The organism is Bradyrhizobium sp. U87765 SZCCT0048 (genome assembly GCF_018131225.1).
Taxonomy (GTDB): Bacteria; Pseudomonadota; Alphaproteobacteria; order Rhizobiales; family Xanthobacteraceae; genus Bradyrhizobium_A.
Map to the genome: position 1 here is coordinate 236,865 of NZ_JAFCMM010000005.1, position 12,481 is coordinate 249,345.

Sequence of the window (12,481 nt, forward strand, 5' to 3'; positions counted from 1 at the left end):
AAAGCAACATGGACGAGATTCAGGACGGCATCTCGGAGGTCGAGTGCGACGTGCTGGTGATCGGTGGCGGAACCGCCGGGCCGATGGCCGCCTACAAGGCCAGGCGCCGCAATCCGGCGGCGCGCGTCGTGCTGCTGGAGAAGGCCAACGTCAAACGCTCTGGCGCCATCGCGATGGGCATGGACGGGCTGAACAACGCCGTCGTGCCGGGCTATGCGACGCCCGAGCAGTACACCAAGGAAATCACCATCGCCAACGATGGCATCGTCGACCAGGCGGCGGTCTACAAATACGCCTCGCGCTGCTTCGACATGATCCAGGAGTTGGACAGCTTCGGCATCAAGTTCCAGAAGACCGAGAACGGCGACTTCGACGTCAAGAAGGTGCACCATCTCGGCTCCTATGTGCTGCCGATGCCGAACGGCGACACCATCAAGAAGGCGCTGTACCGCCAGCTGCGCCGCGAGCGGGTGCTGATCTCCAACCGTTTCATGGCGACGCGGCTGCTGACCGCCGCCGACGGCCGCATCGCCGGCGCCATCGCGGTAAACACCCGCACGGCCGAGATCTTGGTGCTGCGGGCGAAGGCGGTGATCCTGTGCGCGGGTGCCGCCGGGCGGCTCGGCCTGCCGCATTCGGGCTATCTCTGGGGCACCTACGAGAACGCCACCAACTCCGGCGACGGCTATGCCATGGCCTATCACGCGGGCGCGGCGCTCGCCAACCTCGAGTGCTTCCAGATCAACCCGCTGATCAAGGACTACAACGGTCCGGCCTGTGCCTATGTCGCCGGCCCCTTCGGCGCCTACACCGCCAACAGCGAAGGCCGCCGCTTCATCGAGTGCGACTACTGGTCCGGCCAGATGATGCAGGAGTTCTACAACGAGCTGCAGTCGGGCAAGGGGCCGGTATTTCTCAAGCTCAACCATCTGCACAGCGACACCATCGGCCAGATCGAGGCGGTGCTGCACAAGGTCGAGCGGCCGAGCCGCGGCCGCTTCCATGACAACCGCGGCACCGACTATCGGGCGCAGATGATCGAGATGCATATCTCGGAGATCGGGCTGTGCTCGGGCCACAGCGCGTCCGGCGTGTTCGTCGACGAATTCGCCCGCACCACGGTGCCCGGCCTCTACGCCGCCGGCGACATGGCGAGCGTGCCGCACAACTACATGCTGGGCGCCTTCACCAACGGCGCGGTGGCCGGCGAGCACGCCGCCGACCATGCCGCCGACATCGACCTGCCGGCCTATGACCACGACGACGTCGTGCGCGAGCAGGCGCGGGTGCTGGCGCCGACCCGGCGCGACGACGGCATTCCGCCGAACCAGCTCGAATACAAGGTGCGCCGTCTGGTCAACGACTACCTGCAACCGCCCAAGGTGACGGCGCGGATGCAGCTCGGGCAGGCGCGGTTCGCGGAAGCGCGCGACGACCTCGACACCGCGGTGGTCGCGCGCGACGCCCACGAGCTGATGCGCGCGCTGGAGGTGTCGTCGATCCTCGACTGCGCCGACATGGCGGCGTTCGCCTCGCTGTACCGCACCGAGAGCCGCTGGGGGCTTTATCACCACCGCGTCGACCATCCCGACAAGAATGATGCCGAGTGGTTCTGCCACAGCCTGGTGCGCAAGGTCGACGGGCGCATGACCGCAAGCAAACGCGCGGTCGCGCCCTACATCGTGCCGATCGACGAGGCCGAGCGCGGCGCCTACGACCGCCAGCGCATCCGCCAGACCGCCTGACAGAAGGAGCCGCCATGCCGCTAGCCCATGCGCCCACCACCGTGCCTGTCGTCGTCGACGATGCCAAATGCATCGCCGACAAGGGCTGTACCGTCTGCGTCGACGTCTGCCCGCTCGACGTGCTGCGGATCAGCGATCTCACCGGCAAGGCCTATATGAAGTACGACGAGTGCTGGTACTGCATGCCCTGCGAGACCGACTGCCCGACCGGCGCGGTGACGGTCAACATTCCCTACCTCCTGCGCTGAGGAGAAGCGAGATGGCGAGCCCAGATCCCTTCGAGGCGTTCGGCGACGTCGCCGAGATCGCCGAGGATCTCGACAGCCCCGACGCGTCTGTTCGCCGCCTTGCGGTCATCGCGCTGGCGGAAACCTCAAGCGAGGAGGCGGTCGCCCATCTCGCGGGAGCGATCGGCGATCCGGCGCCGGAGGTGCGGCTGCAGGCGGCACGGGCGCTCGGCGAGTTCGACGGCCCCGACGTCGCGGCGGCGCTGGCGCGCGGACTGCTGGATGGCAACCGCGAGGTGGCGGAGGCCGCGGCCGGCAGCCTCGCGGAGCTGCGCGCCGTGGAGGCCGCGGCGGCGCTGCTGCCGCTGGCGACGCATCCGCAGGCCTTCGTTCGCGCCGCCGCCTTCCGGGCGTTGAAGGCCCTACGCGCGCCGCCGGCGCTGGCGCCGGCGATCGCCGCGCTTGGCGACGCGGATGCGGAGGTGCGCGGGCAGGCGGTCGGCGTCATCGGCTACCTCAAGCCGAACGAGGCGCTGCCGGCGCTGATCGGCGCCGTTGCCGATCCCAACCCCCGGGTGCGCCTCGCCGCGGTCAACGCGCTGTGCTTCGCACGAACGGCGGAGGCGGCACGCGGCGCCGCGGCGGCGCTGCACGACGCCGACTGGGAGGTGCGCGCGGCGGCAGCGGAAGCGCTCGGGCGCATCGGTGCGCCGTCGGCGGCCGCGCCGCTGGTGGCCGCGCTCGGCGATGCGTTCTGGCAGGTGCGCCAGAAGAGTGCGCAGAGCCTCGGCAAGCTGCGGGCGCGCGAGGCGGTCGTGGCGCTGGTTGCGCTGCTCGATCACGACCTGCCGTCGCTGCGCAAGGAGGCGGCTGCGGCGCTCGGCGAGATCGGCGATCCCCGCGCATCCGCTGCGCTGGCTGCCCGGGCGCAGGACGGCGATCCCGACGTGCGCAAAACGGCGGCGTGGGCGCTTGGGCGGATCGACAGCGCGGGCGGTTAAACGACCGGCCGCGGTCAGTCCCTGAACAGGATGGCTTCGAGCTGGTCAATACGCAGGATGCGGATCGCGCCGCCCTCAATGGCGATGATGCGCTTGGCCTGGAAGCGCTTGAGCATCATCGTCACCCACTGACGGGTTGAGCCGACCATGGCGGCGATCTGGTCGTGGGTGGTCTTGCGGCCGAGCAGCACGGTGTCGCCTTCGGCGATGCCTTCGAGCTCGGCGAGATTGAGCAGATACTGCGCCAGCCGCTCGATCACCGAGCGGGTGCCGAGCATCTGCGCCATCGATGAATAACATTTTCCCTTGGCCACGAGGCCGTCGATCAGCGCCAGCGCGAACGCCGGGATCTCGCGGAGCACGCGCTGCAGCGCCGCGCCCGACAGTGCGACGACCTCGCAGTCGTCGATCGCGATGCCCGACCACATGTGGACGCCGCCGCCGCTGATCTCCGGCCCGCCGATGAAATGGCCCGGCGTCCAGTAGGCCAGCGTGATCTCGCGGCCCGATGGCGCGGTGTAGTACACCCGCACCTGGCCGCGGGTGATGATGAAGATGCCGTCGTGGGCGTCGCCCTGGTTGAACACCATCTCGTTCTGGCGTGCCGCGAGCGTGCGGCCGGACGCCAGCAACTGCTCGCGTTCCCGCGGCGACAGGCGGTCGAGGAAATGCGCACCGACATTCAGCCCCTCGATGCTTTCGCTCATGAACAACGCCGAGCTGCGCGGTGCGGCGACGCTGCGGCCGCGCGTGGTCCGTGCCGCCGGCGCCGCAACGTCATCCCAGGCGGATCGGCAGGGCGAAGCGGCCGGTGGCGCGGGGCCGTCAAGGGAGGCGTCGGAAGCAAGTTTGAGTTGGGTCATCGTCGCCATGTCTGCTGCGGATGCGCGGCGCATCGCCGCAAAGTAAGGATGGCCTTGCGCCGAAGTCCACTGCTTTGACGCACCGCAACGCGAGTTGGGACAGTCGTGCATGAAACCGCGGAGCGTGAAGGCGTTTCGTCTGTGCGATGCGCGTGTCGGGAAAGATTGTTTTCCGCCGCCAGCACGACGATCCGGCGGATCGCGCACGCCCGACGCGCAGTCGCCGGCGCGGGTGCAACTAATTGCTTCAGCGGCAGGGGCGCAGGGCTACGGTGTCGGCGGGATGATGCGACCGCCGTGCGGTAATGGCGGCATGTGTGACGGGGATCAGAAAATGAAGCGTGTTCGAGCGAGGCTTGTTGGGCTGGCGACGGTCGTGGTCACGGCGCTTGGCGTGGCCGGAACTGCACGTGCGGAGACCATCCGTGTGGCGATCGGCACGCAGGACACCACGATCAACTGCGCCACGGGAGGGCTGCTGATCCGCGAGCTCAAGCTGCTGGAGAAGTACCTGCCGCGCGATGGCAAGTACAAGGATGTCACCTACGACATCCAGTGGCGCAACTTCACCAGCGGCGCGCCACTCACCAACGAGATGGTGGCGGGCAAGCTCGACTTCGGCGCGATGGCCGATTTCCCCGGTTCGCTGAACGGTGTCGCGTTCCAGAAGGCCGGCCGCCGCAGCCTGTTTATCACCACGCTGTCCGGCAGCCCGAAGGGCAGCGGCAACGGCATCGTCGTTCCCAAGGAATCGCCGATCCAGTCGGTCGCCGATCTCAAGGGCAAGACCATTTCGGTGCCGTTCGCCTCGACCGCGCACGGCATGCTGCTGCGCGCGATCAAGGCGCAGGGCTGGAATCCCGAAACCGACGTCAACATCATCACCCAGGCGCCGGAAGTCGCCGGGCCCGCGCTTCAGGCCGGCAAGATCGAGGCCCATGCCGACTTCGTGCCGTTCGCCGAGCTGTTTCCCTGGCGCGGCTTCGCCCGCAAGATCTTCGACGGCGCGCAGGCCGACGCGCCGACCTTTCATGGCGCGCTGGTCGATGGCGAGTTTGCGGACAAGTATCCGGAGATCGTGACCGCCTACCTGCGCGCCGCGCTCGAGGCCGATCGCCTGATCGCCGCGGAGCCGGAGACCTATAGCGAGCTGATCGCCCGCGTCACCGGCATCGAAGCCGAGGTCGACTACCTGTTCCACGGCCCGCTCGGCCTGCAGACCCGCGGCCTGACCTGGAAGGCGGAGTATCGCCAGGCGGTGCAAACGTCGCTGGAGACACTGAAGCTGCTCAAGCGCGCCGACAGCGATGTCGCGCTCGACAGCTTCGTCACCGACAAGTTCATCCGCGCCGCGTTCGTGCAGGCGGGGCGCGATTACGACGCCGAGCTCAGGAACTACGCGCCATCGCCGCTGAGGGCCAATGACGCGACGACCGGCGCGCCGATCACCGACGCTTCGCGCGTTGCGCAGATCTGGGTCAAGGGCGAGCCGCTGGTGCGCCATTACGCGTCGCCGGAAAATGCGCTGCGTGCGCTCGCGGCGCTGGACAAGGAGGGCAAGGCCGTCCGCGTCGTCTATGCCCAGGATCGCGAGAGCGGCATCAAGCTGTTCGCGCAGCAGGCGTGGTTCGTGCGCGGCGCCCGTGACGAGCTCAGCGCATTCCTCGGCAGGGGCAGCGCCGAGGCCTGGGCGAAGGCGCATGGCGGCGAGGTGCTGGACTTCGCCGGCGCCCGTGCCGCGCTGGTCGCGAGCCGCTGACCATGGCGCAGGCCCCGGCGATCCCCGCGCGGCCGTCGGCGCGCCTCGCGCTGCGCGCCGGCTCGATCGTCGCATGCCTCGTCCTGTGGCAGGTTGCGTCGTCGCTGCGGCTCAATCTCGGCATCGTCACGTTCCGCAACGTGCCGACGCCGGTCGAGGTCGCCGAGGCGCTGCTGGTCCTGCTGCGCTCGCCGAAGCTGCTGTCGCATGTCGGCGCGAGCCTCGGCCGGGTGTTCGCCGGCTATCTCGCCGCGGTCGTGGCGGGAGTGGCTCTGGGCTTCGCGATCGGCCGCTCGCGGCTCGCCAGCGATGTCCTGCTGCCGCCGCTGGAGCTGCTGCGGCCGATCCCGGCGGTCGCCTGGATTCCGCTGGCGATCCTGATCTTTCCATCGTCGGAACTGTCGATGATCTTCATCACCTTCATCGGCGCGCTGTTTCCGATCATTCTCAACACCGTCCATGGCGTCGCCCATGTCGACCGGCGCCTCGTGGCATCGGCGCGCAGCCTTGGCGGCGGCTCCCGCGCCATCCTGTGGGAGATCGTGCTGCCGGGCGCCGCGCCCAGCATCGTCACTGGCCTCGCCATCGGCATGGGGACGTCGTGGTTCTGCCTCGTCACCGCCGAGATGATCGCCGGCCAGTTCGGCATCGGCTACTACACCTGGGAGGCCTACACCCTGCAGAACTATGCGGACATCATCGTCGGCATGCTGGTGATCGGCCTGTTCGGCATGGGCAGCAGCTGGGTGCTGACGGCGCTCGGCCGCGTGCTGACGCCATGGCAGCAGCCCGCGGTGGCGCGCTGATGGATGCGGTGGTGACACGGCAGGCGGTGACGGCAGGGCGAATCGTCGCCGATGGGCTGTCAATCCGGCTCGGGCAGGGCGCCGCCGCCTTCGCGGCACTCAGCGATTTCAGCGTGACCATCGAGCCCGGCGAACTCGTCTGCATTCTCGGGCCGTCCGGCTGCGGCAAGTCCACGCTGCTCGGCGCGATCGCCGGACATCTGCCGGCGACCGAGGGCCGTCTGACGGTCGACGACCGGGATGTCACGGCGCCGAGCCCGGATCGCGGCATCGTGTTTCAGCACCATACGTTGTTTCCCTGGAAGAAGGTCCGCGACAATGTCGCGTTCGGCCTGAAGATGCGTGGCGTCGGCCGGGCCGAGCGTCATGCGGTGGCCGATGCGCTGCTGCGGCGCGTCGGGCTCGCGGGTTTCGAGGCGGTCTATCCGTCCCAGCTGTCCGGCGGCATGCAGCAGCGCGTCGAGATCGCCCGCGTGCTGATCAACCATCCGCGCGTGCTGCTGATGGACGAGCCGTTCGGCGCGCTCGACGCGCTGACGCGGGCGCGCATGCACGATCTGCTGCTGGAGATCTGGAGCGAGATCCCGACCACCACGGTGTTCGTGACCCACGACATCGACGAAGCGCTGTTTCTCGGCGACCGCGTGCTGATGCTCAGTCCACGCCCGGGCCGGATCATCGCCGACCTGCGGCTCGACTTTCCAAGGCCGCGCAGCCGGGACCTGCTGACCGACATGGCGTTCGTCCGCCTCAAGCGCGAGCTCATCGCGCTGTTGGGAGCGCCGGCCGGCGCCCCGCCGCTGCCCCGCCTCAGCCCGCTCGGGCTTCCGGCGGCCTAGCGTGCCGCGCGCCTGCAGGCGCGAGCCGGGAATCAGGCGGATCAGTTCACGGCCGCGAGTGCGGCGGTGAAGGTGCCGATGTCGTCGCGGGCGGTCTCGTCCGGCACCCGCGCGGGCAGGTCCGCGAGCTGCGCAAGGACGCGGGCGCGGTCCTGTGGCAGGAAGAAGCTGGCCCAGACCTCGCGCGTGTCGCGGATCGCGGCGGCGACAAGGCGGGCGTTAGCGGGTTTGCCGCCGCTCATGATCACCGAGCAGACCACGCCAAGGATCAACTCGGCGGTGGCATGGCGGGCGCCGGTGAACCCTTCCTCGCGAATCCGCGTGCGCTGTTCCGGCGCGAGGCCGGCCATAAACATCCTGATCGAGATCGCCTCGCGCGCCTGGCAGCGGATCAGGAAATTCATCATCGCCGCGTACTGGTCCTCGTACGCCAGCATGTTGCGCTCGATCGCCGCGAGATCGGGCTGCGGCCCCGGCCGGGAGCCGTTGAACATGAGCAGCTTGTTGGCGCCGTTCGCCGCTTCCATCCAGTCGAGCAGCCAGGGGATGTCGTCCGCCTCCGCGGGCGGCAGCGCGTTGAGGGCGTCGAGGTCGAAGATGCGGCCGAGCAATGCGGCGATTTCCGGCCGGGTCGGATCGGGGCGCTCGCCCCTCGCCGTGACGCTCTGGATGTAAGTCCGCAGCGTCTGCGTGGCCTCGCGGGCGTCGGCTGCGCTGCGGGCGCCATCGCCGGCGCGTGCGGGCAAGGCAAGGGCGAGCAGCATCAGGAGAGCTCTGACAAGCGGCAGCGGCATGGACGACCTCTGGTCGGCGCCGTGCGGCCGGCGCGTCAGGCTTCGCCATTACGACGATGGTGGTTGTCTGTCGTGGCCCGGGACGCAAAGGTTCAGGAACCCGCCGCTTGGCTGCGCGGCGCCTCGATGTGCGTAGCGCCGCCGGCCTGCGCCAGCAGCCAGTCGCGGAACAGCCGGATCTTCGGCAGGTCGTGCGACGCCGGCGGGCAGACGATGTAGTAGGCGTAGGGTCCGTGTGCGCTGACGTCGAACAGCCGCACCAGCCGCCCTGCGGCGAGATCGTCGCGCAGCAGCGTACCGCGGCCGAGGGCGACGCCGTGGCCTTCCGTGGCCGCGCGCAGCAGCAGCGTGGCGTCGCTGAACGAGGGGCCGCGCAGCGGCGTGTCGACGACGAGGCCGGCGACGCGAAACCACACGTCCCAGGGAATCCAGTCGTCCTTGAGCAGCGGCATGCACAGCATGTCGGCGGGCACGCGCGGGCCGTGGGCGTCGCGCAGCCGCGGCGTGCACACCGGGAAGAACTCTTCCTCCAGCAGCCGCGTCGCCTGCAGCCCCGGCCAGATGCCGGCGCCGAAGCGCACCGCGAGATCGACGCCGTCCTCGCGGAAGTTGGCGGCCGCGGCATCGGTGACGATGTCGACGTCGATATCCGGATGGCGGTTGACGAAGTCGAACAGCCGTGGAAACAGCCACAGCCCGGAGAACGCCGGGGGCACGCTGACCTTGAGGCTGCGTTGCTCGTCGCGGTCGCGCACGGCGTCGAGGCAGCGGGCGAGGTCGTCGAGGATGCGGCCGATCTCCACCAGCAGCATCTTGCCCTTTGCCGTCAGCAGCATGCTGTTGCCGCTGCGCTCGAACAGCCTTGCGCCGATGCGCGCCTCCAGCTCGCGCAGGCGCTGGCTGACCGCGCCATGGGTGACGTTGAGCTCGGCTGCGGCCTTGCTGAAATTCTGATGCCGGCCGGCGGCCTCGAAGGCGCGCAGCGTTTCCAGCGATGGCAGGTGGCGCAGCAGCATGGCGCGATCCTACACGACAACCGCGCTGGGAGGAGAGCTAACAGCGCTTGTCAGGAGATATCGATGGCCTTGATGTCATGGCGTGGGCAGGTTGGCGCGGTGGTCATTACCTGGAGTTGTCCATGCCTCTCGCCCAGATCTTCGTCCCCGAGGGCGCGCTTACCCTCGAGCAGCGCCGCGCCATGATCAAAGGCGTCACTGATGTCATCGCCGGCGTCGAGGGCCTGCCCGATTCCGGCCGCCCGTTCGTCACCGTGCTGATCATCGAGACGCCGAACGGCGGCTGGGGCGTCGCCGGCCATGGCTACGTGCTGCAGGAGTTCCCGCAACTGATCGCCGGCAAGCCGATCCTGCCACCGAAATCCTGAGCGATCACACCATCATGCGCGGGCGGGTGTCGATCGCCTTGCCTGTGCACGCGTTCTGGCGTGATGCGTCGGTAACGCGGCCGTGCCGCACGGCAAAGTGATGGCTGCGCGGCTCTTGAAAGTCCACGGCAATGTTCATATTTTGTTCTCATTTGGTCGGATCGCGACCAAAGACATTATATGGGAGCGTGTCGTGGACTACCCGTTCGTTTTCCCCCTGATCATTGTTCTTGTCGCCGCCATCGTGCTCTTGGTGAAGAGCGTGAACGCCGCGAACCAGTACGAGCGCAGCGTCGTCTTTCAGCTCGGCAATTTCGATCGCATCGCCGGGCCCGGCCTGTATTTCATCTGGCCGTGGCTGGAGTGGCAGACCAGGATCGATCTGCGCACCGTCACCGCCGACGTCGAGCAGCAGGAAGGCATCACCCGCGACAACGTGCCGATCAAGGTCGACGCGGTGATCTGGTTTCGCATTGTCGAGCCCGAGCGCGCGGTGATGGAGGTCAAGAATGTCGGCAACGCCGTGGTGCAGGTGGCTATGACGACGTTGCGCACCGTGCTCGGCCAGCACTCGCTGGACGAGATCCTCAAGGCGCAGGATTCCATCGCCAGCCAGATCCAGGCGACGGTCGATGGCATCACCGAGCCGTGGGGCGTCAAGGTCGAGCTGGTGCAGATGAAGAATGTCGAAATCCCGCCGACAATGCAGCGCGCGCTGGCGCAGGAGGCCGAGGCGCTGCGCGAGCGTCGCGCCCGGGTGATCAAGGCCGGCGCCGAGCTCGAGGCCGCCGAGCAGTTGCGCCAGGCGGCGGAGGTGATCATGCAGAACCCGGCCGGCCTCGAGCTGCGCCGCATGCAGATGATCACCGAGGTCGGCGCCGAGCAGAACACCATGACGCTGGTGATGATGCCGAGCGAGTTCGTCTCCATGGCCCGCGGCATTGCCGATGCCGCCAAGACGGTGGTTGCGAAGGCATCGTAGTTGCGTCTTTCGGATGACAAGCTGTCGGGCCGGTGCGCAAGCGCCGGCCCGATGGTCGTTTGTCATGGGTTTCGTTTGTGGTTTTCGGCATCCTCGTTCTCCTCGTCCTGAGGCGCCCGCGCAGCGGGCGTCTCGAAGGATGAGGCCGGGGCGCAGCGCAGGACAACGTGCAGCGCCGCCCGGGCCTCATGGTTCGAGACGCGCGGCGCATTCAATCGCATGGTTCTATCGCATCGCCTCGGCGCCGCGCTCCTCACCATGAGGGGGGAGGCGTAGATGGGGTAACGGGCGGGCGGCGCCGGGATTCCGGCGGCTTGGCGAGGAGGGCGGTCGTCCCGGATGAGCACAGTCACATGCGGGGGGCTTTCGCGAATGGCTTCGTCACGGCATTCCCGGATATTGCTGTGCTCATCCGCGCCAGCGATGCGCGCGTCACGCCTACATCACACGGCCATCGTCGTCGCGGCCGCGTCGGCGCTTGCGCGGGCGCTCCCACACCACGCCGGGGAATCCCTTCAACGGCACCAGCGGTTCGCCGGCATAGGTCCACTCCTGCAATTCGTCGATGCCGATGTGATAGAGCGGCTGGCGGCCGGTGCGGCTGCGAAACAGCGCACGGGGAATGTTGACCATGTGCGGCGAGCGCGCGCGCTCGTAGGTGAGCGGCGTGCCGCAGCGCATGCAGAAGCTGCGCGTCGCGCCGCTCGTCGCATCCTGATAGCGTGTGATGTGTGCCTCGCCGTCGAGCACGCGGAACCGCTTGCGCCAGCTGCCGACATAGGTGGCATAGGCGGCGCCATGGGCGGTGCGGCTCGCGGCGGTGTGGTCGTGCCAAGCCCAGCGCGCCGGCGTGTCGATCGACAGCCTGACCGCGCCGCACAAGCATTCGGCGATGGCGGCGGCAGGCGTCGCGAGGGGACGTCGGGGCATGGGGCGACCGTGAGCGCTGGAGGGCGGGCCCGCTCAACCTAGCCGGGTGACAGCCGCGCCGGAAGCCTGCTGCGTCGCAGCATGGCGCTGTCTGTTGAAATCCGCCAGCCGTTGCGCTTCACTCGCCGCCACCATTGCCCCGCGAGCGGTCCATGCACGCGAAACCGGTTTTCGGCATCGAGGATACGCACCGTATCCTGCATCGGTTCGACGCGGACATTCGCGGTTCGAGCGAGGGGCTCGGCTGGTCGTCGGCGTTCGCCTCGGTGCAGCGCGAACGTCCCTATGACGGCAAGCTGCATGCGCTGTCCGACAGCCTGATGGTGCTGCATCGTGGCGGCCCCGTGGACATCACCTATACGGTCGAGGGCAGGTCGATCGTCCGTCACATCCCGCGCGGCGGGGTGTTCTTCCTGCCGGCGGGGCAGGAGTGCGACGTGCTGCTGCACGATGCGCTGGAATCGACCCACATCTATCTGCGTTCAGACCTGTTCGCCGATCCCGAGCTGCCACGCAGCCTGATCGGGGGGCTGGCGCCGATGCTCGGCGAGAAGGATGCCGTGCTGGAGCATCTTGCCGCGGCGGTCGGCGACACCATCACCGGCAACCTGCCGGGGTCGTCGCTGTTCGTCGATCCGATCGCGCGCGCCATCGCCAATCGTTTCATCGCCATCAACTATCACCAGCGTCCCGCCGGGACCGGCAAGTCGCCGCAGACGCTCAGTGCGCGGCAGATGCAGCGCGTGCGCGACTACGTCGAGGCCAACCTCTCGGACGATATCCGCCTCGATGCGCTGGCCGGCCTGTGCGGCCGCAGCACCGAGTATTTCGTGCGGCTGTTCAAGGCGGCGACCGGCGTGTCGCCCTATCAGTACGTGCTCAACCTGCGCATCGAGCGCGCCAAGGCGCTGCTCGCCGATGAGCGGCACAGCATCGCCGACGTCGCGCTGCAGTGCGGTTTTTCCCATCAGGAACATCTCACCCGCATGTTCCGCCGTTTCACCGGCGTGACGCCGGGGCGCTACCGCCGTAGTCACTAGCGGCCGTGATCCTGCCGCGGGGCGGCCCCGGCGATTTTCTCAACTTCGTGCAGAATTCCTCCGGTTTCGTGCAGGCCGCCGCTGGTCGCGGGCGGCTAGCCTTCTCCCCAT

The 12,481-nt window shown here is 68.4% G+C and carries 14 protein-coding genes; 9 read left to right on the forward strand and 5 right to left on the reverse strand.

Going from position 1 to position 12,481, the window contains the following annotated elements; genetic code table 11:
• Positions 1–8 precede the first annotated feature (8 nt).
• The 3 genes from JQ639_RS27765 to JQ639_RS27775 are packed head-to-tail and all read left to right on the forward strand — an operon-like array spanning position 9 to position 2,973.
• On the forward strand, positions 9–1,745 hold the full coding sequence (locus tag JQ639_RS27765; RefSeq protein WP_211962510.1) for a fumarate reductase/succinate dehydrogenase flavoprotein subunit: 1,737 nt from the start codon (positions 9–11) through the stop codon (positions 1,743–1,745).
• A 14-nt stretch (positions 1,746–1,759) separates the two neighbouring features.
• Complete coding sequence (locus JQ639_RS27770; RefSeq protein WP_211962511.1) at positions 1,760–1,993, forward strand: 4Fe-4S dicluster domain-containing protein; 234 nt, start codon at positions 1,760–1,762, stop codon at positions 1,991–1,993.
• Positions 1,994–2,004: 11 nt separating this feature from the next.
• Complete coding sequence (locus JQ639_RS27775; protein ID WP_211962513.1) at positions 2,005–2,973, forward strand: HEAT repeat domain-containing protein; 969 nt, start codon at positions 2,005–2,007, stop codon at positions 2,971–2,973.
• 14 nt (positions 2,974–2,987) lie between these two features.
• On the opposite strand, the gene JQ639_RS27780 is transcribed toward JQ639_RS27775, so the two are convergent.
• Positions 2,988–3,680 carry a Crp/Fnr family transcriptional regulator gene (locus JQ639_RS27780; protein ID WP_249122819.1) on the reverse strand — a complete coding sequence of 231 codons (693 nt, stop codon included), beginning with the start codon at positions 3,678–3,680 and terminating at the stop codon, positions 2,988–2,990.
• 490 nt (positions 3,681–4,170) lie between these two features.
• On the opposite strand from JQ639_RS27780, the gene JQ639_RS27785 reads away from it, so the two are divergent.
• From JQ639_RS27785 to JQ639_RS27795, 3 genes are read left to right on the forward strand one after another with little or no spacing between them, the layout of a single operon-like run.
• Positions 4,171–5,595: an ABC transporter substrate-binding protein gene (locus JQ639_RS27785; protein ID WP_211962517.1), complete on the forward strand. Its 1,425-nt coding sequence runs from the start codon at positions 4,171–4,173 to the stop codon at positions 5,593–5,595.
• A 2-nt stretch (positions 5,596–5,597) separates the two neighbouring features.
• Entirely contained in the window at positions 5,598–6,401 is an 804-nt protein-coding gene (locus JQ639_RS27790; protein WP_211962519.1) for an ABC transporter permease, read from the forward strand.
• Positions 6,374–7,240 (forward strand): ABC transporter ATP-binding protein, encoded by an 867-nt coding sequence (locus tag JQ639_RS27795; protein WP_371744975.1) that lies wholly within the window; start codon positions 6,374–6,376, stop codon positions 7,238–7,240. Before JQ639_RS27790 ends, JQ639_RS27795 begins: the two co-directional genes overlap by 28 nt.
• A gap of 41 nt (positions 7,241–7,281) precedes the next feature.
• Here JQ639_RS27795 and JQ639_RS27800 read toward each other — a convergent pair whose 3' ends face one another.
• Together JQ639_RS27800 and gcvA are read right to left on the reverse strand one after the other, a co-directional pair.
• The gene (locus JQ639_RS27800; protein WP_211962522.1) at positions 7,282–8,034 is read right to left on the reverse strand and encodes a hypothetical protein; all 753 of its coding nucleotides are present in this window, start codon (positions 8,032–8,034) and stop codon (positions 7,282–7,284) included.
• 92 nt (positions 8,035–8,126) lie between these two features.
• Positions 8,127–9,050 (reverse strand): transcriptional regulator GcvA, encoded by a 924-nt coding sequence (gcvA, locus tag JQ639_RS27805; protein WP_211962524.1) that lies wholly within the window; start codon positions 9,048–9,050, stop codon positions 8,127–8,129.
• Between the two features lie 122 nt (positions 9,051–9,172).
• On the opposite strand from gcvA, the gene JQ639_RS27810 reads away from it, so the two are divergent.
• Positions 9,173–9,418, forward strand: coding sequence for a tautomerase family protein (locus tag JQ639_RS27810; protein ID WP_211962526.1), 246 nt, complete (start codon positions 9,173–9,175; stop codon positions 9,416–9,418).
• Between the two features lie 4 nt (positions 9,419–9,422).
• On the opposite strand, the gene JQ639_RS35575 is transcribed toward JQ639_RS27810, so the two are convergent.
• Positions 9,423–9,557: a hypothetical protein gene (locus tag JQ639_RS35575; protein ID WP_256442911.1), complete on the reverse strand. Its 135-nt coding sequence runs from the start codon at positions 9,555–9,557 to the stop codon at positions 9,423–9,425.
• A gap of 54 nt (positions 9,558–9,611) precedes the next feature.
• Here JQ639_RS35575 and JQ639_RS27815 point away from each other — a divergent pair, with 54 nt between their 5' ends.
• Positions 9,612–10,400, forward strand: a complete 789-nt coding sequence (locus tag JQ639_RS27815; protein WP_349644648.1) for a slipin family protein — start codon at positions 9,612–9,614, stop codon at positions 10,398–10,400.
• A 438-nt stretch (positions 10,401–10,838) separates the two neighbouring features.
• Here JQ639_RS27815 and JQ639_RS27820 read toward each other — a convergent pair whose 3' ends face one another.
• Positions 10,839–11,330, reverse strand: coding sequence for a GFA family protein (locus JQ639_RS27820; RefSeq protein ID WP_211962530.1), 492 nt, complete (start codon positions 11,328–11,330; stop codon positions 10,839–10,841).
• Positions 11,331–11,482: 152 nt separating this feature from the next.
• Between JQ639_RS27820 and JQ639_RS27825 the strand changes: the two genes are divergently transcribed.
• On the forward strand, positions 11,483–12,370 hold the full coding sequence (locus tag JQ639_RS27825; protein ID WP_211962531.1) for a helix-turn-helix domain-containing protein: 888 nt from the start codon (positions 11,483–11,485) through the stop codon (positions 12,368–12,370).
• Positions 12,371–12,481 lie beyond the last annotated feature (111 nt).